Origin of the sequence: Candidatus Nitrososphaera evergladensis SR1 (assembly GCF_000730285.1) — an archaeon.
In the GTDB taxonomy this organism is placed as follows: domain Archaea; phylum Thermoproteota; class Nitrososphaeria; order Nitrososphaerales; family Nitrososphaeraceae; genus Nitrososphaera; species Nitrososphaera evergladensis.
The window spans coordinates 1047480-1066058 of sequence record NZ_CP007174.1 but is presented as its reverse complement, the minus strand read 5'-3'; the positions used below and the strand labels follow the sequence as shown (position 1 = coordinate 1066058).

Sequence of the window (18579 nt, the reverse complement as noted above, 5' to 3'; positions counted from 1 at the left end):
CTGATTTTTTGCTAGTATACACAGATGTTTGGAAAGGGCGGAATAAAGCCAGGCGAGTTTGTATTTGTGGCGCAAAAGGACGGCCAGTACAGCAGAATAGTAATAGGCAGGATACAGTCGGTAAATGGGAGCCGCGTCCACATAGTTGGGACGGCCATCCGCCCGTCGGGGCTAGTTGAAAGGGTAAACGCAGGAAAAGCTGGCGACCACTCCAAGCAGGTGCTTGGCAACCCCGACCCGAACAACTGCGTCTTTATGCTCATCGACCGCGTCGACACTTCCCCTTTCAACCAGGAGGTGGACCAGGCAACTGACCGCGTGATATGGATAAACGAGAACCGCTACCTGGTGCTGGACGGCTGGATAAAGGAGAACTTTCCAGAAATCTTTGCGGCCGCCCTGATGTCGCAGGCGGAAGAAGACAGGCAGAACGCAAGGCAGGTGCTTCGCGAAAAGATGGGCGCGCTGTACGAGCGTGACCTGAAGGACCACGTGTACGCGGTCGCTAGGGGCGCGCACCTGCTATAGAGACGCATACATAACGCAAGAGTTAAGTTTGAGACTTTACAAAATATAACGCGTGTCGTTTTTCGGGCCGCCAGGCGGTACAGGACCAAGCTTTGATCCCAAAAAGTACGGGACGCTGACCATGGCCATCAGGCAGACCGTACTTGAAAGGGCGCGGGGCCGCTGCCAGAAATGCTCCACAAAATTCAGCCCGTCAGTCGAGCCGCACTTTGAGCATATCAACGGCAGCAAGAAGGACAACAGGCCGCAGAATTTGCGCGCGCTGTGCCCAAGCTGCTACAGGGCAGTCGAAGAGCGCGAGAACAAGAAAAAGGGAGTCCTTGGCGGCCTGCGCAAGGCGTTTGACAAGGTCCCGGTGGATTTCAGGAAATAAAACGGGCGTTTTATTGCCCTTCTCAGGCATGGGCACAAAAGGCAGCATCGTACTCCTGACACTCTTTCAGGATCAAAGGTACGTTAAAATGTAATACAGCACGCCGTCAGCATGACATACACTAAATGCCATCAAAACAGGTGTGGAAAAAATGCACGTTCTGCAACAGCGGGAGAAAGATGTGTTTTGCCTGCGGGGGCTCGGGCAAGGTTTCGCCGGGATGGCAAAAGTGCTACGACTGCAACGGGTTTGGAAGCGTGCTATGCACCAATTGCGGCGGAAGCGGCGGCTGGCGCGAAAGCACGTGGGTTGAAGATTAGCTATTATTTCGGCTGTGCTTTGTGGCTATCCTGTCAAGGATGTATGCCAGTCCCTCAAGGTTCTCTTCGGTATAGGGCGCCGCGTAGATCAGCTGTGTGTATTCTGTCCGTGCGCTCGTTTTTATCAGGAACTTGGGCTGGCCGGAGATCTTGGCGGCATAGTCGGTGGCGTCGTCGTTTGACCATATTTCAAAGACGGGGATTCTGGTTTGGATATGCCGGGCACATTATCCGAGTATATGTAATTCCATCTCAAAGGATCAAGATATCTTGGGGAATTTGCCCAATAACGAGTGCGCGCCTGCTTGTAATTTGTATATAATGGATTTCTCTGTATATAATCGCATAAACCTGCAAGCTCACCCCCATGCGCACCGGGGCTCGAAAGCCCGCAAGGGCAAGTAGAGCCCTTTTTACCAAAATTAAAAGGCAGGATATATGCACGTTCTCGGCTTTGACTGGCTGACCTGACATGCAAACCCATTAGCGTGGTAAACTCTTGATAAATTATCTATATGGTGTACTAAATATGGTTATTAATGTCATATTAGTCTCCAATAACGGCAATTGATGTGGGATATTAACGGGCTGATTGACAAGCTGCTGGAGGTACATGCTGTTGAAAAGCAACAAAAAGGCGTCACCTTCACGGTATCGTTCCGGAGGTTTCTCGTGTGTAGCCTGCGCGGAAACCAGACAAAAGCAGAGACGCTTGAAGGCTGGCGCTTTATCCTGGCCGATTACCATTATTCCCTGGTCACCTTGTCTGCAGAGGAAATAGGAGCCACCGTCGTACTATTAGATTATTATTTCCAGCACCTAAAGGCGGCCGCTCCAGATGGCCGGTAGGTGCGTGCGCGCTCTGCGTCAAAACCACTCTTCATGGATGGCAAAAAAGCGCCATCAGGCAGTCCAGTTGAGATATTTTTTATGCATATGTAAAAAAAGGCAGGATTGGGTTTTGCAGCATATACGCAAGTCATGATTTTGGGATTATCGCCATACACTCGGCAAGGTCCCTAGTGTTCAAATCCGTAGCCTTTTTATCATCAAGGAGAAATCTCGTGCACAATTCCTCGCATATGTCCACAAGGATCTTTTTCCCGGACTCTCCAAGCAACCCCACAAACGCGCGTTCAAAAAGGTCGGGTCTTTCCACTAGCGCCGTGCGGGCATCCATTTCAGCACCCAGATAATCCTCCTCTATCATCTCCATCAGCGCTGGAAAGACAGTAGAACCAAAGATCACTTTTAGACTGTCAAATACGGCATCTGCCAGTGTTTCAACATCTACCATAACCCCGCGCCCCCGCCGTTCTCACGTATGAGATGCAAATCCTGATAGTGATTTATCTCTTTTGGATATAGCAAGCTGCATGTGCCCAAAAACAGTTCCATCAAATAGAGAATCATTAGGATTAATTCTACTATAAGTTACAATACTGAATCAGGACTTTTTCTGGCACATGCGTTCATATGGAAGCACCAATTCTGGAGAGTGTATCAAGTGTCAAAAGATTCTATTCGGGAGGCTTTGTATGAGCGCCTTCGATCTCTTGGAGTGAACGTGGAGACCCTCAAAAAATTCAACCTCACCGACGAAGAGCTTTTGGATTTCGCAAACAGGCTGACAAAGCTCGTGAACAAGAGCACCGGTGGCATCCTTCTCGTCATCCTGGGTCTTGTTTTCGGCACCACATTACGCGTATAGGCAGAAACAGAGTGCGTTACCTTCTTGCCCTCTTTTCTGCATCGTCGCTTGGATTATCATTCCATCACCATCATCAAGCTATAGATGATAGCCAGATTTTACCATGTGTAAAAAATGTCCCGGCAGGTGTGTGTGTGCCGGCCAAAAAAACGACATCATTTTACAACATGGACCGCACAGAAATCCTGCGTTACATAGTAGTTTCTGACAGAATCAAATGCCACGCCTATCCCCTCGTTGTGGAAGGACTTGGACAGGATGTTTTGCCTGTGCCCCGAGCTGTCCATCCAGGCATTGACTGCCCTGCTTGCAAGATATTCTTCTGTTATTGTGCGGGTGGTGCCAAGGCGGTAAATGTTTTCCCCGCTTCCCTGCTTGCATATGTACCCCGCGCTACTGTACCGGAACGTGTACCGATGCCCTTCGAGATCATCGTGCGAGAAATAGTGCCGGTTGGCCATGTCCTTTGAATGGCCCAAGGCTATATTGGCGAGAGCAGGGTCCCATGCAAGCGCCCCGCGGCCAAATTTGGCGCGCTGCTCGTTGATTTTCTGATGAATAAGCTTGGCCGTCTTGGCCAAGTCTATCTTGGAAGAAGAGGAAGGCGCCAGAGTCTGGGTTGTTATCTTTGCCACTTGTTCGGTTTGCGCACTGCCAGCGCTTTTTGCGTCACCTGCAAAAGACATCAGGGCAGAAAAAGAACCCTGGGATGTCGTGTTGTACGCAAATGCAGTGCCGAGCATTGCCGCCACGATGCCGACGGATAGCCATACTATGGCTTTCACTAGAAAAAGATTATCTAATAAAACTATAAGTTCTTTTTTCTTATCTCTTTCTATTACATTCTAGTACATGAAAAGTCAGGTAGATCATTACATATTTGGACAGGAAAAAGGGATGACAAGCGGGGCAAAAATAACGTGAGAGATGCTTGCCGGAATGAAGTGAAATAGCCAGTGTTCTTTTTCCAATCCCACTCTGCATATATCTTCAAATTGTTTACAATAATAAAATATTCAAAAATAAACGCAGTCGTGACGTGTAAATTCATCTAGTAGATTTTTCAGCAACATGGTAGTGGCGACAAGACCCTTTGCAACAAGGCCGGTACAGCTTGCCCTTAGAAAGAAGGTGGCATTTTGTATAGAATGCGACAAGGCGGTTGCAACTACCGAAGCACTGTTCAAGGTGGAGGGAGCGATAATAGTCCGGAAGTACTGCGATGCCTGCATAAAAGACGCGGTATACAAGGCCTAGCCACAGCAAAACATGCGCTGCCGCAGACAAAAGAAGCTGCAACGTTTCATCAGGGCCTACAGGGCGTGTGCGCGAAGATATTGTGCCATAACATAAAAAAACACGGCCAATCGAGTTACAGCAGCAAAATTTTTCCGCAGCCGCTAACTCACGTTCTGACCGCTGCTGTTGTTATTGTTCCTGCTGCTGACAATGGAAACAGCCTCCTCTTGTTTTGAGGCTTTTTTGCTCTTTGCATAAAAGAGTATGTGCCAGGCTTTTTGATAGCCATCGAGAAAACGATTGCCCTTTTCTGTCGTACGATAAATCCTCTCCTCTGGCAGATACTCCAGCAGTTCGCTTTCGATGAGAAGATCCAGGTACGGGTTCAGTTGCTTGACCGAAGTATGGGATTCATACATTATCCTTGTCTTCAACTGACCATCTTTTGCGGCATCGAGAATCTCTGCGGCTATATCCACTCTGCTTCTAAATTTCATTGGTACTTTCCACCACCACGCCTTCAATCTTGGTTGTTTTTATCATGTATATGTGATTCAAGACACTACGATACGGAATAATAATGTAACTATGTGTCAGATACTTATCACAGAGATAAATCATGCGTTAATAACACAGAAAATGTTTTGATTCGAGCGCACATAGATTGGTGAGATTAAAATAGCTCATCCATTTTCCTAGCTGGTCTCTGCATGTCAAAAGAAATTTGCCAGAATTGCAAGGGAAGAGGGTATGTCATGACGGGTTCTAGCACTGCAACGTGCGAGGCCTGCAAAGGCAATGGCACGATTCTTTCCAATACAATGTTTGATTTCCTTAAAGAGACGGGAGTTTGAGGCAAACGCACTTACTTGCGCCTCCTGCCTCACCCATGGATTTTTTGCATCCGTTAGAGTCTGTTCGTCATGTCGGATAGTCACGCCAATGCAAATTTGGTAGTAGCAGTAGTAGTGTCACCATTACAGACCCTCTTCATTTCTTCAAGCAATTCATTTTGCAGAGACATTAGATTGGCGGGGCTCAGTTGCAAAGATGCCATGATTTGCTCTGTCCTTTTTACAAGGATTTGATTCGCCTTATCCTTGTCAGAGGTTATTGCATCATCCAGCTCTGCGGCTATGGATTGTCTTTGTTTTGCAGAAAGATGATTCGTGACGTATCGCAGCTTTGCCTCCAATACCTCGTTATCGTATAAAATGAGGTTCAAAAAGATCCAGAGTTTTGCAAGTTCATCTTGACAGTTTCCCATAATGGAGAACCGTCCTCATAATTTTAAAGAGATACCATATAGCTAACATTTCCGCTGCATGAACGACTTTCCAAGCTTGCAGAAAGTTGTTTGATAAGCTATGTTTCAGTTAATTTGTTGTCAAGACTTATCTTTAATGACTTGGATCTACACTCATGTCAGGACAAAACATTCCAGAAAATGATAAGGAAGAAGAAATCGCCGAATTGCGCTCCCTTGGTGTTGACCCAAAAAGAAAGACAGGACTTGATGACAAAAAGGAACTGAAGGAATTGGCCGATATTATAAAGCAGTCAATGCTGCAGGACTACAAGACTGCTTACAGCAAAAAAGGTAGCAAATTCGAGCAAGAAGCAGGATCAGCTGCAGAATGATTACAGGATTCATTTGCACAACAGCCCAGTGCATTCTTTAGCCAAATTGTCAGGATTCAACAACGGTTACAAAGGATAGCAGTCTTGGAACCAAACGGCAATCCAAAGATCCCCGTCCATCGATCCGGTGTAAGCGTATCGATGTTTCTTCCTTCGGCTGCTATCCGACAATTATACGCATTTGTAAAATATAAGGATTGCCGCCGATTGAGATATAATCTATATTTGTTACACTATTATTTTTATAATTATTATCAATCTTTTCTAAAAAGAGTTAATTTCTATGTAGCAGAGTGCGGATTAGTTTCGCCAGTGATACGCAACAGTTCTGTAGATGATAGCCAAGTAGATACCCTGACTACCAATAATAACAATCAGCAACTAGAGCAGATCTCTATGTTACAATGCGACTAGTTTTACAGGTAGTACATTACTACGTTTAGTACGGTCTCTTTATGCACTAATGATATTGCAAAAAAACTCGTTAAAGTTTTCTTGCGAAAGCTGCGCATGAAGAAATACCGGAACAGGATGGATATTGCTGCTACGATTCTTGATATAGCGCAGGGCAGTAGCGGAGTCTTGAAGACGAGGATAATGTATAACGCATTCTTGTCTTTTCCACAGCTTAAGGAGTATATTGCGTTGCTGACAGAGAACCAACTTTTGGAACACACCCCACAAAACAGGAACCTTTATCGTACGACAGAAAAGGGAAAGAGGTTTTTGAATAATTACCGAGAAATGCAACGCATGTTGTATTCTGCAAAAGAGAAGGCGGTCAGGGATGCAGAGGCTTAGATTCCATCCGAAATTATCATCGTCACTCTGCATGTTAGTTATACGAGAAATGTCTGTTCGTGGCCGAACATGAGCCTGATCTATGTTAAGCGTGGTTAAAGAGCACGAACTGGATAAAAGCCGCGAAGGCAGATGGACTTTTCCGACCTCACCTACCCTCTGATATATGCTGGTATTGCGGGGCTAGGTGGAGCTCTTGTCTATGTGGTAATGGGGTCGAAGATACGCCAATGGCTGCATAAAGCGCCGGTACATACGAAATAAAGACCCCCTCCTTCAATTTTTGAGCTGAACCTAATTAACCGCACATTTGTATTGAATTAATGGTAGAGTGGGATTTGAACCCACGGGTCCTTGCTGCCAAAGCCAGTCGACAAGAGCTTGTACGGCTGATTATCGCCAATGGACTGACCGAAACCCTTTATTTATTTTATTTTTTATATATGTCCATTATGGGGCGTGATGTTGTGGAAGCCACTACAAAAGGTGACGTAATTGCCGATTTGCGTTCATTGGGAATTGAGCCGCGAACGAGGACAGAACTTAATGACGAAAAGGAGCTTGAAGGATTGGCTGAAATCCTCAAGCAATCAATGATAGAAGACTACAAGATAGCCTATAGCGAAAGAGGGCGCGAATACAAAGAAGAAGCAAGCTCGACCTTAACTCCGTAGCCTTGTTTTAGGCCGACAAATGAATCAGTTTTGATTGCACTGTAAGAACGTCCTTACGATACCAAGAAAATGTCCAAGTGAGATAGAAAACTAAAATAGTTTCTACTATGACATAATATGTCATTTGGATGACCAACAAACGGTTACCAATGAGCACGCATCGCCACATATGGCGAAAATTATGAGCACGACTTCATACAAAAAAATAGCAACGAGATTTGGCGTAGAGCCGGTTTGCAGATATTGTGGAAATCCAATCAGGATAGGCCAGAGATACTATTCTCCCGAAAAGAAGACTCATGGCAAGCGTTATCACTGGACATGCGCCGAAGGACTGAGCATAGTCTGAATCTTGTATAGACTGCTTGACACCAGCAGCCATATTCTCACCTCTGTGTATAACTACATGAATATGGCGCGGGGAGTGGGATTTGAACCCACGGGTCCTTGCGGACATGGGATTAGCAATCCCACGCCCTACCAGGCTAGGCGACCCCCGCCCGTCGTCATGCAAATGGAATCCACATTATATTAATCAACCATTAGTTCTTTTTACTGCGAACATGCCATTATACAATGTCTATGCCACAGCAGCATTTACACAATGCCCGCGCTTTTTTCACATTATGCACAGCCACGCTCAAATTATGCAATTATGCACGCTCAAAAAACGATCCTATGCAACAAAAGACTTGCTTGTAAAAATTAATGCATTGCGTTAAAAAGATTATAAAATAGTCACGCACCGTTATACTATCTTTGAACCTTAAGGAAGCAAACGAGCTCTTTAGGCGGGCCATCATCAAAGCGTACTTTGAGCCCCAGCTGCTAAAGATGGACTACCGCAAGTCGACAGTCAAGCATCCTGCGATTGGCGACGACGGCCTGACGGTCGACAGCATTTTGCACCTTTATTTTGACGTCGTCACAGGAAACGACTATCCTGATGGCGACGAGTGGTTTTCAGTAGAGTACATTTTCCCGCACAGCATCAAGCTGCACGACAGCCTTAAAGGGCCGGACTATTTCACCACGCTGTCGGTGTCAGAGGGCAAGCACTATTGGCGCCACCGCGAGCTTGTGCGCTTCAAGTACGGCAAGTCAAAGAAACTGCAAGAGTCGCTAGAGTTCCTTGACAAAAAGTACAAGGAGCTGAGCAAGGGACTGCACGACTCGGGCGTCGTCAACCAGCTAGACTGATGATTTCTTTGCAGCCGACGGCGGCACCCATTCGTTGTTCTTGTACAGGTAATTGACGCCGTTTACCATCGCAGTTGCAGGGCTCCACTTGAAGGTCGCCTCCTCGTACGAGTACCACACCTCCTCTGCGTCCTTTGGCACCGTCTTTAGCTGCAGCGGGACAATGTCCACAAGGTATTCCAGCTTTTCCACGCCCATTTCGTACTGGCGGTCGCCCTTTGACAGGAGCGGGAAAACCACCGGAGTTTTTCCGCCCTCAAAGCTGGCAAAGCGGATGTAGGTTTTCACGCCTTTTCTGCCCCGCCTCTTCTTCATGTCTTTTAGCACGCCCTTTACCTTGAACCAGCTTTCCATCGTAAACTCTTGGAAAAATGGCTCGCCAAAAGGAGAAGGAAAGCCTATCTCGACCATCGTGACAAACTGCGGGTCGTCTGCCGGGACTTCAGAATCCTGCACGTCGTACGACCTTGACAGCGTGTCGTACAGCGTCTCTATTTCCCACGCAGAGGCGCCGTAATACCGGAAGACGGCCGAGGATGATGACGATGACGGCAAAAGGCTTGCCAACAGCGGCAGCAGATGTGCCTGCGCAAGATAAAGCCTTTTTGCATATGTGTGCTAGATGACGCTTGCAAACTTTAGCAGGTAGATTACGCCCAGTGCTGCGGCGTAGCCGGCCATCTGCTTCCACGATATCGGGATGCTTGGCGCCTCCAGCTTTATCTCGTGGTTGTCAATCACGCGGGTGATATAGTCGCGGATCTTTTCGTTCCAGATCTTGTACTCTATCTGGTGCTTTTTGAGGATCTGCTCGACCTCGTAGATGACAGGCGCCCTCGCCGAGCGGATGTGCTGAATGTACTTTCTTGACACCTCGACTTCGGCCTGTATTGCAATGAGTCCCTGCTCGACAGTAAAGAGGCGCACGTGCATCTCCCACGGCTTGGACAGCTTTTTTGCAAAGCCGCAGCCAAGCTGGTTTGGCTTTTTGTTCTCTAGTTTTACGAGCTTGAAGCCTTCTGAGAGGAGGGCGTTTATGATTTCGTCCTTCTTTATCTTTACCATGAGGCTGAGGTGGTCAAGCTCGATTTCTTCCTGCCTGATGAGGTTCTTGATCCCCTTTGCAATGCTGGTCCTTGGATAGGAGGTAAGGAATTCAGACATTACTTGGTGCGCTAGACAGCAATCCCAAAAGGGAATATTAAAACTGTGTGCAAGTACACCTCATGATAATGATTCGCTTTTCAGGCCGCGAAGATAAATGTCCTGCTCTGGCGCAACTGCCATGTCGCGCCACGACAGCCTTTTGTCCGTCCACTGCACCCTGGCGCCCCTCACCACCGCTGCAGGCGTAGACTCGTCGCTTTCTCCCATTGCCGCCACCCCCATAGTGGCAAGGCCGTCTGCCACGGCCCGGAACGTCACCCTCAGCACGTTGCCAAACAGGTCCTTTTTACCACGCAGGTCCTCGACAGGCTCAAAGCCGGCGCACGCTATTGCGACCCCGGTGGTGCCAATCCTAGTCGGCATGAGCCGGCTGTCTGCTATCACTATTCCCACCTTTATGCCGAGGTTTGCCAGGAATGCGTCTTTCAGGTCCTCTGCAGAGGCAAACGGGTCGCGTGGGTACAGGATTGCAAATCCCTTTGGCACGTTTGACTTGTCAATCCCGGCGTTTGGCGCTATCATGCCGTCCCGTATCGCCAAAAGAAATCCCGGCACGCCCTTGACGATATAGTCGGATTCTCTCAGTACCAGCTCTGCAAGTCTTGGCTCCATGTGGCATTTCTTTGCAAGCACCTTTGCTTTTCTGCTCACTCTTATCCTTCCCATGTCCACCACAGAGCCTTCGGCCATCGAGACGAACTTGCTTGACACCACGATAATGTCGCCATCCTTGTAATCAAAGCCCTGCAGGCTCTCAAACAGGTTGAACCTCCCGCTCTTCCTCGCAACCTTGACTGTCAGTATCTCCAAGCGCAGTGACGATATTCGCACCCGGCTTAATCTGCTTTCGCGTTTGCCAAAGGTTTTAATCCGCCATCCGCCACATTCCCCTCAAGTGATACGGTTTTGGCAGCAATGACGATTACCGAAAAGATACTTGCCCGCGCCGCCGGCAGGCAGAGCGTCTCGCCCGGCGACGTGGTGTTTGCAAAGGTGGACAAGGTCATGATGCACGACGTGTCGGGCCCCGGCGTCATCAAGGTTTTCAGTGAATGGGAGAAGAAGGGACTGAAACTGGACAAGATTTGGAACGCCGACAGGGTGTGGGTGACAGAAGACCATTTCGTCCCGGCGGCTGACCGCGTCTCGGCAGAGAACGTCATCACTCTTTCAAACTTTACCAAAAAGTACGGGATAAAGAAGCACTTCAAGTACGGCCTGGGCCAGTACGGCATCTGCCACACGCTTTCGCATGAGGAGGCGATGGTGCTCCCCGGCGAGGTGTACGTGGGAGGCGACTCGCACACAAACACGACAGGCGCAATGGGCGCCTTTGCCGCCGGCCTTGGCCACACCGACGTGGCGTACGTTCTCATGAACGGCGAGATCTGGTTCAAGATTCCCGAGACTATGATGTTCAGAGTAGAGGGCAACAAGCCTGACCACATCATGGCAAAGGACATCATCCTAAAGATTATCGGCGAGATAGGCACTGACGGCGCCAACTACAAGACAATGCAGTTTGCAGGCAATGTGGTAGAAAAGCTATCGATGGAAGAGCGCCTGACGCTTACAAACATGACTACCGAAGCCGGCGCCAAGAACGGCATAATCGAGCCGGACGAAACAACGTACGCCTACTTGCGAGAGCGCACGGACGCGCAGTACTCGCCTGTGCACGGCGACGAGGGCGCGCAATACTCTGAAACGTTTACGATAGAGATTGAAAAGATGGAGCCCACTATTGCCAAGCCGTTCTCTCCCGGCAACATCTCTGTCGCAAGGGAGCTGCAGGGGACCGAAATAGACAAGGCGTACATCGGCTCGTGCACGGGGGCCAAGCTTGACGACCTGAGAGCGGCGGCCAAGATATTGAAGGGCAAAAAAGTCAAGATCCGCACCGAGGTGCTGCCAGCGGCGCAGTCCATCTATGTAAAGGCCATGAAGGAGGGCCTAGTGCAGATATTCATGGAAGCAGGCGCAGTGGTCGGCCCGCCGACGTGCGGCGCGTGCTGCGGCGCGCACATGGGAGTCCTCGGCAAGGGCGAGATATGCATCAGCACCACAAACCGCAACTTTCCCGGCAGGATGGGCCACGTCGAGTCGCAGACGTACCTCGCTTCGCCGGTGGTGGTGGCCGCATCTGCGATAACAGGCAAGATAACAGACCCAAGGGACGTGAGGAATTAAAAATGAACAAGACATTGAGAGGCAGGGTCCACAAGTACGAAAGGGACAACATCGACACCGACGTAATCATACCCGGCCCCTACTTGAAGATCCACGACCACAAAGAGCTGGCAAAGCACGCTATGGAGGGCATCGACCCCAAGTTCCCGGAAAAAGTCCAGCAGGGCGATTTTCTGGTCACGGGGAGCAACTTTGGCTGCGGCTCTAGCAGGGAGCACGCGCCTATCGCGCTTTCGCAGACAGGCATCAAGGCCATTCTTGCGCCGACGTTTGCAAGGATATTCTACCGCAACGCAGTAGACGGAGGATATCTCCTCCCCATCGAGATAGACGCGGCGACCGTGAAAAAGATCTCTGACAAGGACGAGCTGGAAATAGACCTAGCAAGGAACAGGATAACAAACGTCACAAAGAACGAGCAGTACTCCATGAAGCCGTTTCCAGAGCTTATTGCAAAGATAGTTGAAGCCGGCGGGCTCATGAAGTACAAGCCATCATCATAATAATAATGACTAGGAAGGGCAGACTGGAAGAGATCTTTAGCAGGGCGCTCTACGCCGACGACCCCTTCCTCTATTTTGTCAGCTACCGCGACTTTGACAGCATTGTCGAAGTCCCGCTGCAAGAGTTTGTTTTACTGTCAGAGAATTTTTCCGTCATACCGGCAAGCAGGATAGCCAAGGTAAGGCGGGGCAACGAAACATTGTATAAAAAATCAGGACTCTAGGACCCACCCTTCGTCAAGCGTTGCCTGCTCGCCCGTTGCCGTCGCGTAGCGCCAGACGTGCACGCCGTTTTCCGCCTTTACAGCGGCCTTGATCTTTGAAAGCGATTCCAGCTCATTTTCCAAGCCTTCGAGACTGGCTTTTGTAGAATAATTGTGGTTATGCTTGCAGAACTGGCAGTGGGGATCAAGAGTCACGTCCTTGCTCCCCGCGTCCACCACTGGATACGCGCTGCAGGCAAGAGGCCTTTGCGCATATATCCCGCAAGCAAAGCCCCCATGAGGAGAGGGCTTTTCAAGGTCAAGGAACGGGCACAGATCGCCGTCTTTTTGCTTGCCCATCATCTGGTACGCGATTATCTTTTCAGGTCCGGCCGTGCCCCCTACAGCAAGGCGCGGCACTATTCTAATCTCGATCCCCTTTTCCTTTGCAAGTTTTTCCATTTTGCCTTTTTCTTCGGGCAAGAGGAGCACGCCTATCTTGCCAAAGTCAGGAGAAGGATAGTACTCGCGGTATATGCAGCAGTCCGAGCAGCCTTGTACGCAGGCGAACTTTTTTTTCACTGGCTGCTGTTTTCTTCTTGTTGTTGTGTTATGCATTGCCACTCGACCGAATCCTTGGCAAGCTCGGGCAACTGCAAAAACGCAATGTCGTAGACTGACTTGGTTTTTTTGAGGATCTCAAGATCAAACTTTTTCATGCTGCCGTCGCGCTCTTTTCTTTTCGGGTTCGTATTTTCCTTGTATATTCCAAAGCGCAGCATCACCTTTTTCTCATAGCCCACCTTGAAGCGCTGGTAGTTCTCTGACATAGGGACTTTTTTTACAAAGCCGGTGTTGTCCTTCTTGTAGTCAGAGCCGCCGTACAGGATGAACCAGTAATGGTCGCCGTCTTCTACAAAGCGCAGTTTTATCTGGTCGTCAGGCCACCAGTCGACGCTCTTGTTCCACAGCTTAAAAGCAGGCATCTTGTCCTGAAAAAGCGGAAAGACGTTCATGTAGACGTCGTGGTAGCGGTAGCCGACGCCCATAAAGTCCTTGAACCACGTTATTGCCCTAGGCTTGTTGCTACTCAAAGCGGTATAGAGTTGCTTTTGCACCGGCCGCTATAAAAGCCAAGGTTTCAGTGTAGGACTTTACAGAAGCTTTTTACGTAATCCTTATTATGGTGTTTAATACCTCATCCCCTAATGGCGCCTTACCGCAATAGCGTCAAGATACTGGGTGATGTGCTCCAGATCACCGAAGAGCATGGCATTGGCGGCGTCAACCTCACGTCACTTCTGAGAAAGGCAAACCTTTCCTACGGAAGGCTGGCTGCGGTTGCAGGCAGGCTGATACAGGCAGGCATGATACAGGAGCAGGTCCTAGACGGGCAGAGGATATATGTCATCACCCCGCAGGGCAAGGAATACCTACACAGGTACAACCAGTTTGCAGAAATGGCAAACTCGTTTGGATTGAATCTCTAGTCAGGCCTACAAAACACAAGACGCGCGCGTGTGTTTCTCTACTGAGACTTTTCGACTGCTTCAATGTGGCATTCGTGGCCACGGTGCTCCAGGTCGAGCTTTTTTGCTTCCTCACCCGTGATCGGAAAGCGCTCGTTCATCAGGTGCTCCTCGCCTTCTTTTTCCAGGATCACCTTTTTGCACGTGTCGCAGACAAGCTGCATCGTTATGATGCCCATTTTCCGAACATGCAAAAAGATGCGCAATTGATATTTAGACTATGCGCCACAGTACACAGGTAGGTTTTTAATAGATAAACGTCTATTTCCGGTCGCTTTATCATATGCAGGCAAACCAGCAGCTAGACGAGATGGACAAAAAGTTGCTGAACGACATCCAGTGGGTTTTCCCACTTGCAGACAGGCCCTACCTGAAGATTGCCAAGAACTACAACATCTCTGAAGATGAAGTGATGCGCAGGATAAGCGGGTTAAAGGGCGCAGGTCTGATACGGCAGATCAACGCAATTTTCGACACAAGGCGCCTTGGGTACAAGAGCGCGCTAATCGCTTTTGCTGTCAGGCCAAAAAAACTTGACGCAGTGGCAGAGAAGGTGAACGAGCATCCCGGCGTCAGCCACAACTATGAGCGCAACCACGAGTACAACATGTGGTTTACCCTTGCAGTCCCGCCGGACTCGGACATGAAGGAGGAGCTTGACAGGATGGCAGCGCTTGACGGCGTCGTCAAATACAGGTTGCTTCCGACGCTCAAGATGTACAAGATAGGCGTAAAACTTGACATGGTCAACGGAGACGCAGAAAAACCAAAACCCACTGACGAGGTCAAGGAACTGAATCCTGATAAGCTAGAGATAACCGAGCGCGACAAAGAGTATGTCCGCGAATTGCAAAAGGACCTGCCGGTGGTCAAGGAACCTTTCAAAGAAATGGCGCAGAACCTTGGGATCACAACTGCAGAGTTGTTTGCAAAGGCAAGGGAATACGAAAAGGTCGGCCTGATGCGCAGGTTTGCCGCAATACTGCGCCACCGCGACGCCGGCTTTGTTGCTAACGGCATGGTGGTGTGGAACGTGCCGGAAGAAAGAGTAGACGACGTCGGATTCAAGCTTGCCGCGTTCCCGCAAGTGAGCCACTGCTACCGGAGGCCCGTGTACCCGGACTGGAAGTACAACGTGTTTTCGATGGTGCACGCAAGGTCGCTTGAAGCCGCTGAAAAGATGGCAGTCGAGATGTCAGGGCAGATTGGCATAAGCGACTACAAGATCCTCTTTAGCTCCCGCGAGTTCAAAAAAGAGCGGGTCAAGTACTTTGTCTAGCTGCTGGCTACAGATGGCTTGACATAAAAGTTCTTTTCGTACATCTCTTCCAGCTGCGCCGCTTCAGAGGCTGACAGGTACTTGCCGTCAGAAATTGTGGCAAACATCTCTATTTCCTCTATGCTCACCATCGTCGGAAGGACGACAGAGATCTGTTGTTGTGACAGAATGAACTTGATCGCAAGCTCTGTGATGTTCCAGCCCTTGTTGCTTGCAAGCGGCTTCATGTTGTCTATCTTTTGCATGGCCTCCTTGATGAACTCCTGCTTGCGGAAGCTGCGGTGGTCGTTCTTGTCAAACTTCGTGTCGGCAGTCACCTTGCCGGTCAGCAGGCCGGAAGCATCAGGCACGCGCACCATTATCCCGACATCGTTCTGCGCTGCTGCCTTCATCAGGTCGCGGCCGGGGTCCTGCTCCAGGACGTTGTAGACGGTCTGCACGCAGGTGACATTGCGGTTTGTTATCGAAAACAGCCCTTCGTCGCGCCAGCCGATTGCCGGGCCAAGGGCGACTCCATGGCTTTTTATCGTGCCCTTTTTCACAAGGTCGTCCAGAGACGCAAACAGCTCGTCGTTCTGGATTGCATCCATCTTGGGATTGTGCAGGCTGTAGACATCGACATAGTCCGTCTGCAGGCGCTCCAGGCTCTTTTTGAGCGCCACCTGCAGGAATTCAGGGTCGTGCTTCTGCGGAAGCTCTTGGTGTCCCACCTGCTCTGCGCCGTACAGGTCATAGCCCCACTTTGTTGAGTAGACAACCTCATTGCGCATGTCCTTGAAAGCCTCGCCCATCAACCTCTCGCTCTTGCCCTTGCCGTACATGTCGGCGGTTTCGTAGAAGTTGATGCCAACGTCGTACGCCTTTTTCAGCATCCGAATAGCTTCTGCATCGTCGATTTTTTTGCCCCACCAGTCAAGGCCGATTGTCCATGCGCCAAAGCCTATCTCGCTTACCTTGAGGTCGCTCTTGCCTAATCTCCTGTATTTCATGCTACTGCAATACCTCCGTCACTTCTTTTGAAACCCTGTCAAAAGCCGCGTCGTCAAGCGACGGCCTGCCTGTAGCTTCAAGGTCGACAGGTATCCATGACTTGCAGCCGGCCCACTCCTCCTTCGTGTTTACGCTAATTGGGCTTGAAAGGTTGTAAACTCGCAGCAGTATCACGCTCATTGGCTTTTTGGGGTTGTATGCCATTCGCGCATTAACATAGCTTTCGTTCCATATATGGTATTTCTCTAGTCTTTTCAATACAGAAGTGTCGCTTATTTCCTTGACCAGCTTGGCCTCTGCATAGCCTGTCAGAAGGTTTGCGCCTGCAGGCGGCTGCTCTTTTAGCACCGCATCTAGTTTGCCTGCATAATCCTGCTGCAAATGCTCTTTTGCCTGGTGCTCGTACGTGGGAAACAGCAGGAACCTTTCGTGCTTTACCTCAAAGCCCTGCCGGAATTCCAAAATGCCGCCCTTGCGCAACAGCACGGTCTGACGGCCTTCCTGCAGCGCCTTGCAAACGACTGCCCACTCTTTTAGCGCCTGCATTTTTACCCAATCATCACCCAAGGCTCTTCAGTATATCTTCGGGCTTTTTGTGCACGCACACTATCATCGGCGTGTCCCGGACGATGTACCTGCTGACCTGCGTCTCGCGCAACTGCATTATCAGCTCTTGAAACGCCGGGAGGTCCTGCGTCTCAAACGCAAGCATAAAGTCCTGGTCGTCAATTCCAAACGAGTACGTCGTGTTCAGGCGCACCTGCGGGAACTTGCGGCCCACTGCGATGTGCTCTTCCATCATCTTTTTTCGCTCTTCAAACGGCAGCAGGTACCATTCCCTTGACTTGACGAAAGGATAAACGACGACGTACTTTAGCGGCTGCTCGTCGGTCATGAACCCCGGTGTCACCTTGCTTGAATACACGGACGGCCGGCTTGATGACAGAAAGACGTACGACGGCGTGACGTACTTGCCAAACACGGTGGTGTAAATTTTCGACGCAAGGATCTGGGTCTTTTCAATCGAGTCAGAGATCATCCAGACCATCATGTCTGCGTCTTCTCGCAGGCCGACCGTCGAGTAGGTGCGCACCTTCATCTTGGTGTTGGCGACTTCAATCAAGGATGCAAATTCTTTTGCCGCCTCGTCCTTGCCGATCTCGTTGAGCCAGCGCCACTTTGGGTCTACCTTGAGGAAAGTGAAATTGAGATAGTATGTTGTCGGTTGTTGCTGCTGTTCTTGTGACGGCTGAAGTGATGATGAAGGTTTTTCTGCCGACAATTTTCAAAATTAGATTCCGGCTTGCCTTATTTAAGGCAAAGCTGCTTACTTGTCGTCTTCGATGCCAAGCCAGCCGTAGCCCTTGGCTTCAAGCTCTTCGGACAGCTCTTTTCCGCCAGACTTTATCACCTTGCCCTTTGCCACCACGTGCACATGGTCGAGCTTTTTCATGTAGCGCAGGATTCTGGCATAGTGCGTGATCACAAGCACGCCGGCGCCCGTGTCTATCAGCTTGTTTATCGCCTCGGCGACTGCCTTGACAGCGTCAATGTCGAGGCCAGAGTCCGGCTCGTCAAGTATGGCGATGTTTGGCTTTAGGACCAGCATCTGCATGACCTCCGAGCGCTTTTTCTCGCCGCCAGAGAATCCTTCGTTCAGGTACCTGCCAAGGAACGATGGGTCAAGGCCCACTGCGTCAAGGTTCCTCTTCACGTACTCGTGGAACTCGCGCACTGTCAGGAACACCTCGCGGTTCTGCTCCTCGCCAAGCGACTTGTTCAGCTGGTTGTAGGCGTTTCTGAGGAAGTGGCTATAGCCGACGCCGGATATCTCGGTCGGGTACTGGAATCCAAGGAAAAGGCCCTTTCTTGCCCGCAGGTCAGTGGAAAGGTTGTTTATCACTTCGCCCTTGACCTTTATCTCGCCAGAGTCGAGGGTGTACTTGGGGTGGCCCATGATGGCGTTTGCGAGGGTGCTCTTGCCAGAGCCGTTTGGGCCCATGATGGCGTGGACCTCGCCCTTGTCGATGCTGAGGTTCAGGCCATCAAGAATTTGCTTACCATCAATGCTAACGTGCAAGTCTTTTATTTCGAGAAATGCCATTTTTACCGTTTCAGCTCTCCTTTATAAGATATTTAGACTTAACGGCGTTATATTTCAATCGTGGGTTCTGTTGAATCTACCGGGTGTTCGTTTTGGTTATTGCAAAATGGTTGGCAAATTAGTTCTT

General features: G+C 49.7%; 29 protein-coding genes and 1 tRNA gene. 15 read left to right on the top strand and 15 right to left on the bottom strand.

The genetic code is table 11. The features are described 5' to 3' along the window. The first annotated feature begins 24 nt into the window (after nt 1-24). The 4 genes from NTE_RS05625 to NTE_RS05610 all read left to right on the top strand — a co-directional run bounded on the left by NTE_RS05625 (nt 25) and on the right by NTE_RS05610 (nt 2070). Complete coding sequence (locus tag NTE_RS05625; protein ID WP_148700130.1) at nt 25-528, top strand: hypothetical protein; 504 nt, start codon at nt 25-27, stop codon at nt 526-528. 52 nt (nt 529-580) lie between these two features. Beyond that, nucleotides 581-901 carry an HNH endonuclease signature motif containing protein gene (locus NTE_RS05620; protein WP_148700129.1) on the top strand — a complete coding sequence of 107 codons (321 nt, stop codon included), beginning with the start codon at nt 581-583 and terminating at the stop codon, nt 899-901. Nucleotides 902-1026: 125 nt separating this feature from the next. Continuing rightward, nucleotides 1027-1221, top strand: coding sequence for a hypothetical protein (locus NTE_RS05615; protein WP_148700128.1), 195 nt, complete (start codon nt 1027-1029; stop codon nt 1219-1221). A gap of 567 nt (nt 1222-1788) precedes the next feature. Then, a complete protein-coding gene (locus NTE_RS05610) occupies nt 1789-2070 on the top strand; it encodes a hypothetical protein (RefSeq protein ID WP_148700127.1) in 282 nt (93 codons plus the stop codon). Nucleotides 2071-2200: 130 nt separating this feature from the next. On the opposite strand, the gene NTE_RS05605 is transcribed toward NTE_RS05610, so the two are convergent. Then, the gene (locus tag NTE_RS05605) at nt 2201-2518 is read right to left on the bottom strand and encodes a hypothetical protein (RefSeq protein WP_148700126.1); all 318 of its coding nucleotides are present in this window, start codon (nt 2516-2518) and stop codon (nt 2201-2203) included. Between the two features lie 210 nt (nt 2519-2728). Between NTE_RS05605 and NTE_RS05600 the strand changes: the two genes are divergently transcribed. Continuing rightward, the gene (locus NTE_RS05600) at nt 2729-2932 is read left to right on the top strand and encodes a hypothetical protein (protein ID WP_148700125.1); all 204 of its coding nucleotides are present in this window, start codon (nt 2729-2731) and stop codon (nt 2930-2932) included. 155 nt (nt 2933-3087) lie between these two features. Here the strand turns inward: NTE_RS05600 and NTE_RS05595 are convergent, their stop codons facing one another. Continuing rightward, nucleotides 3088-3717, bottom strand: coding sequence for a CAP domain-containing protein (locus NTE_RS05595; protein ID WP_148700124.1), 630 nt, complete (start codon nt 3715-3717; stop codon nt 3088-3090). Between the two features lie 286 nt (nt 3718-4003). Between NTE_RS05595 and NTE_RS05590 the strand changes: the two genes are divergently transcribed. Further along, a complete protein-coding gene (locus NTE_RS05590) occupies nt 4004-4189 on the top strand; it encodes a hypothetical protein (protein WP_148700123.1) in 186 nt (61 codons plus the stop codon). A 143-nt stretch (nt 4190-4332) separates the two neighbouring features. On the opposite strand, the gene NTE_RS05585 is transcribed toward NTE_RS05590, so the two are convergent. Both NTE_RS05585 and NTE_RS05580 read right to left on the bottom strand, forming a co-directional pair. Further along, entirely contained in the window at nt 4333-4668 is a 336-nt protein-coding gene (locus NTE_RS05585; RefSeq protein ID WP_148700122.1) for an Sso10a family chromatin protein, read from the bottom strand. Nucleotides 4669-5105: 437 nt separating this feature from the next. Further along, a complete protein-coding gene (locus NTE_RS05580; protein ID WP_148700121.1) occupies nt 5106-5438 on the bottom strand; it encodes a hypothetical protein in 333 nt (110 codons plus the stop codon). Nucleotides 5439-5593: 155 nt separating this feature from the next. Between NTE_RS05580 and NTE_RS05575 the strand changes: the two genes are divergently transcribed. The 3 genes from NTE_RS05575 (at nt 5594) to NTE_RS05565 (ending at nt 7287) form a co-directional block, all read left to right on the top strand. Next, on the top strand, nt 5594-5812 hold the full coding sequence (locus tag NTE_RS05575; protein WP_148700120.1) for a hypothetical protein: 219 nt from the start codon (nt 5594-5596) through the stop codon (nt 5810-5812). Nucleotides 5813-6322: 510 nt separating this feature from the next. Beyond that, complete coding sequence (locus NTE_RS05570; protein ID WP_148700119.1) at nt 6323-6613, top strand: Sso10a family chromatin protein; 291 nt, start codon at nt 6323-6325, stop codon at nt 6611-6613. Between the two features lie 323 nt (nt 6614-6936). After that, nucleotides 6937-7287 (top strand): hypothetical protein, encoded by a 351-nt coding sequence (locus NTE_RS05565; RefSeq protein WP_148700118.1) that lies wholly within the window; start codon nt 6937-6939, stop codon nt 7285-7287. A gap of 413 nt (nt 7288-7700) precedes the next feature. Here NTE_RS05565 and NTE_RS05560 read toward each other — a convergent pair. Then, nucleotides 7701-7787, bottom strand: a tRNA-Ser gene (locus NTE_RS05560). 259 nt (nt 7788-8046) lie between these two features. Between NTE_RS05560 and NTE_RS05555 the strand changes: the two genes are divergently transcribed. Further along, entirely contained in the window at nt 8047-8487 is a 441-nt protein-coding gene (locus NTE_RS05555; RefSeq protein WP_148700117.1) for a hypothetical protein, read from the top strand. Here the strand turns inward: NTE_RS05555 and NTE_RS05550 are convergent. The 3 genes from NTE_RS05550 to cofE are packed head-to-tail and all read right to left on the bottom strand — an operon-like array spanning nt 8479 to nt 10485. Beyond that, nucleotides 8479-9054 carry a hypothetical protein gene (locus tag NTE_RS05550; RefSeq protein WP_148700116.1) on the bottom strand — a complete coding sequence of 192 codons (576 nt, stop codon included), beginning with the start codon at nt 9052-9054 and terminating at the stop codon, nt 8479-8481. The genes NTE_RS05555 and NTE_RS05550 overlap by 9 nt on opposite strands. A 51-nt stretch (nt 9055-9105) precedes the next feature. After that, nucleotides 9106-9651 carry a hypothetical protein gene (locus NTE_RS05545; protein WP_148700115.1) on the bottom strand — a complete coding sequence of 182 codons (546 nt, stop codon included), beginning with the start codon at nt 9649-9651 and terminating at the stop codon, nt 9106-9108. A 60-nt stretch (nt 9652-9711) separates the two neighbouring features. Beyond that, nucleotides 9712-10485 carry a coenzyme F420-0:L-glutamate ligase gene (gene cofE, locus NTE_RS05540; protein ID WP_158385153.1) on the bottom strand — a complete coding sequence of 258 codons (774 nt, stop codon included), beginning with the start codon at nt 10483-10485 and terminating at the stop codon, nt 9712-9714. An 84-nt stretch (nt 10486-10569) separates the two neighbouring features. Between cofE and NTE_RS05535 the strand changes: the two genes are divergently transcribed. Genes NTE_RS05535 through NTE_RS05525 form a run of 3 tightly spaced genes read left to right on the top strand, consistent with a single transcriptional unit; the run spans nt 10570 to nt 12571 of the window. After that, nucleotides 10570-11844: a 3-isopropylmalate dehydratase large subunit gene (locus NTE_RS05535; protein WP_148700113.1), complete on the top strand. Its 1275-nt coding sequence runs from the start codon at nt 10570-10572 to the stop codon at nt 11842-11844. A gap of 2 nt (nt 11845-11846) precedes the next feature. Then, nucleotides 11847-12347 (top strand): 3-isopropylmalate dehydratase small subunit, encoded by a 501-nt coding sequence (locus NTE_RS05530; protein WP_148700112.1) that lies wholly within the window; start codon nt 11847-11849, stop codon nt 12345-12347. A 5-nt stretch (nt 12348-12352) separates the two neighbouring features. Beyond that, the gene (locus NTE_RS05525; RefSeq protein ID WP_148700111.1) at nt 12353-12571 is read left to right on the top strand and encodes a DUF504 domain-containing protein; all 219 of its coding nucleotides are present in this window, start codon (nt 12353-12355) and stop codon (nt 12569-12571) included. On the opposite strand, the gene NTE_RS05520 is transcribed toward NTE_RS05525, so the two are convergent. Both NTE_RS05520 and NTE_RS05515 read right to left on the bottom strand, forming a co-directional pair. Beyond that, the gene (locus NTE_RS05520; RefSeq protein WP_148702046.1) at nt 12560-13168 is read right to left on the bottom strand and encodes a YkgJ family cysteine cluster protein; all 609 of its coding nucleotides are present in this window, start codon (nt 13166-13168) and stop codon (nt 12560-12562) included. The genes NTE_RS05525 and NTE_RS05520 overlap by 12 nt on opposite strands. Next, nucleotides 13129-13644 carry a hypothetical protein gene (locus NTE_RS05515; protein WP_148700110.1) on the bottom strand — a complete coding sequence of 172 codons (516 nt, stop codon included), beginning with the start codon at nt 13642-13644 and terminating at the stop codon, nt 13129-13131. The genes NTE_RS05520 and NTE_RS05515 overlap by 40 nt, the downstream gene beginning before the upstream one ends. 114 nt (nt 13645-13758) lie before the next feature. On the opposite strand from NTE_RS05515, the gene NTE_RS05510 reads away from it, so the two are divergent. Next, nucleotides 13759-14040, top strand: coding sequence for a winged helix-turn-helix domain-containing protein (locus NTE_RS05510; protein WP_148700109.1), 282 nt, complete (start codon nt 13759-13761; stop codon nt 14038-14040). Between the two features lie 38 nt (nt 14041-14078). On the opposite strand, the gene NTE_RS05505 is transcribed toward NTE_RS05510, so the two are convergent. Beyond that, nucleotides 14079-14258, bottom strand: coding sequence for a hypothetical protein (locus NTE_RS05505; protein ID WP_148700108.1), 180 nt, complete (start codon nt 14256-14258; stop codon nt 14079-14081). A gap of 104 nt (nt 14259-14362) precedes the next feature. Here NTE_RS05505 and ahbA point away from each other — a divergent pair, with 104 nt between their 5' ends. Next, on the top strand, nt 14363-15358 hold the full coding sequence (ahbA, locus tag NTE_RS05500) for a siroheme decarboxylase subunit alpha (RefSeq protein ID WP_148700107.1): 996 nt from the start codon (nt 14363-14365) through the stop codon (nt 15356-15358). On the opposite strand, the gene NTE_RS05495 is transcribed toward ahbA, so the two are convergent. Genes NTE_RS05495 through sufC form a run of 4 tightly spaced genes read right to left on the bottom strand, consistent with a single transcriptional unit; the run spans nt 15355 to nt 18452 of the window. Then, nucleotides 15355-16347: an aldo/keto reductase gene (locus tag NTE_RS05495; RefSeq protein ID WP_148700106.1), complete on the bottom strand. Its 993-nt coding sequence runs from the start codon at nt 16345-16347 to the stop codon at nt 15355-15357. The genes ahbA and NTE_RS05495 overlap by 4 nt on opposite strands. A gap of 1 nt (nt 16348) precedes the next feature. Then, complete coding sequence (locus NTE_RS05490; RefSeq protein WP_148700105.1) at nt 16349-16915, bottom strand: DUF1802 family protein; 567 nt, start codon at nt 16913-16915, stop codon at nt 16349-16351. Then, on the bottom strand, nt 16908-17630 hold the full coding sequence (locus NTE_RS05485; protein WP_148700104.1) for a chlorite dismutase family protein: 723 nt from the start codon (nt 17628-17630) through the stop codon (nt 16908-16910). The genes NTE_RS05490 and NTE_RS05485 overlap by 8 nt, the downstream gene beginning before the upstream one ends. 45 nt (nt 17631-17675) lie before the next feature. Then, nucleotides 17676-18452: a Fe-S cluster assembly ATPase SufC gene (gene sufC, locus NTE_RS05480; RefSeq protein ID WP_148700103.1), complete on the bottom strand. Its 777-nt coding sequence runs from the start codon at nt 18450-18452 to the stop codon at nt 17676-17678. Between the last annotated feature and the right edge of the window lie 127 nt (nt 18453-18579).

Bases quoted from the DNA above. Each gene is read 5' to 3' on its own strand.
- NTE_RS05625 (WP_148700130.1), top strand. From the start codon at position 25: ATGTTTGGAAAGGGCGGAATAAAGCCAGGCGAGTTTGTATTTGTGGCG.
- NTE_RS05615 (WP_148700128.1), top strand. From the start codon at position 1,027: ATGCCATCAAAACAGGTGTGGAAAAAATGCACGTTCTGCAACAGCGGG.
- NTE_RS05605 (WP_148700126.1), bottom strand. From the start codon at position 2,518: ATGGTAGATGTTGAAACACTGGCAGATGCCGTATTTGACAGTCTAAAA.
- NTE_RS05590 (WP_148700123.1), top strand. From the start codon at position 4,004: ATGGTAGTGGCGACAAGACCCTTTGCAACAAGGCCGGTACAGCTTGCC.
- NTE_RS05585 (WP_148700122.1), bottom strand. From the start codon at position 4,668: ATGAAATTTAGAAGCAGAGTGGATATAGCCGCAGAGATTCTCGATGCC.
- NTE_RS05580 (WP_148700121.1), bottom strand. From the start codon at position 5,438: ATGGGAAACTGTCAAGATGAACTTGCAAAACTCTGGATCTTTTTGAAC.
- NTE_RS05575 (WP_148700120.1), top strand. From the start codon at position 5,594: ATGTCAGGACAAAACATTCCAGAAAATGATAAGGAAGAAGAAATCGCC.
- NTE_RS05570 (WP_148700119.1), top strand. From the start codon at position 6,323: ATGAAGAAATACCGGAACAGGATGGATATTGCTGCTACGATTCTTGAT.
- NTE_RS05565 (WP_148700118.1), top strand. From the start codon at position 6,937: ATGGTAGAGTGGGATTTGAACCCACGGGTCCTTGCTGCCAAAGCCAGT.
- NTE_RS05545 (WP_148700115.1), bottom strand. From the start codon at position 9,651: ATGTCTGAATTCCTTACCTCCTATCCAAGGACCAGCATTGCAAAGGGG.
- NTE_RS05535 (WP_148700113.1), top strand. From the start codon at position 10,570: ATGACGATTACCGAAAAGATACTTGCCCGCGCCGCCGGCAGGCAGAGC.
- NTE_RS05530 (WP_148700112.1), top strand. From the start codon at position 11,847: ATGAACAAGACATTGAGAGGCAGGGTCCACAAGTACGAAAGGGACAAC.
- NTE_RS05525 (WP_148700111.1), top strand. From the start codon at position 12,353: ATGACTAGGAAGGGCAGACTGGAAGAGATCTTTAGCAGGGCGCTCTAC.
- NTE_RS05520 (WP_148702046.1), bottom strand. From the start codon at position 13,168: ATGCATAACACAACAACAAGAAGAAAACAGCAGCCAGTGAAAAAAAAG.
- NTE_RS05510 (WP_148700109.1), top strand. From the start codon at position 13,759: ATGGCGCCTTACCGCAATAGCGTCAAGATACTGGGTGATGTGCTCCAG.
- NTE_RS05505 (WP_148700108.1), bottom strand. From the start codon at position 14,258: ATGGGCATCATAACGATGCAGCTTGTCTGCGACACGTGCAAAAAGGTG.
- ahbA (WP_148700107.1), top strand. From the start codon at position 14,363: ATGCAGGCAAACCAGCAGCTAGACGAGATGGACAAAAAGTTGCTGAAC.
- NTE_RS05495 (WP_148700106.1), bottom strand. From the start codon at position 16,347: ATGAAATACAGGAGATTAGGCAAGAGCGACCTCAAGGTAAGCGAGATA.
- sufC (WP_148700103.1), bottom strand. From the start codon at position 18,452: ATGGCATTTCTCGAAATAAAAGACTTGCACGTTAGCATTGATGGTAAG.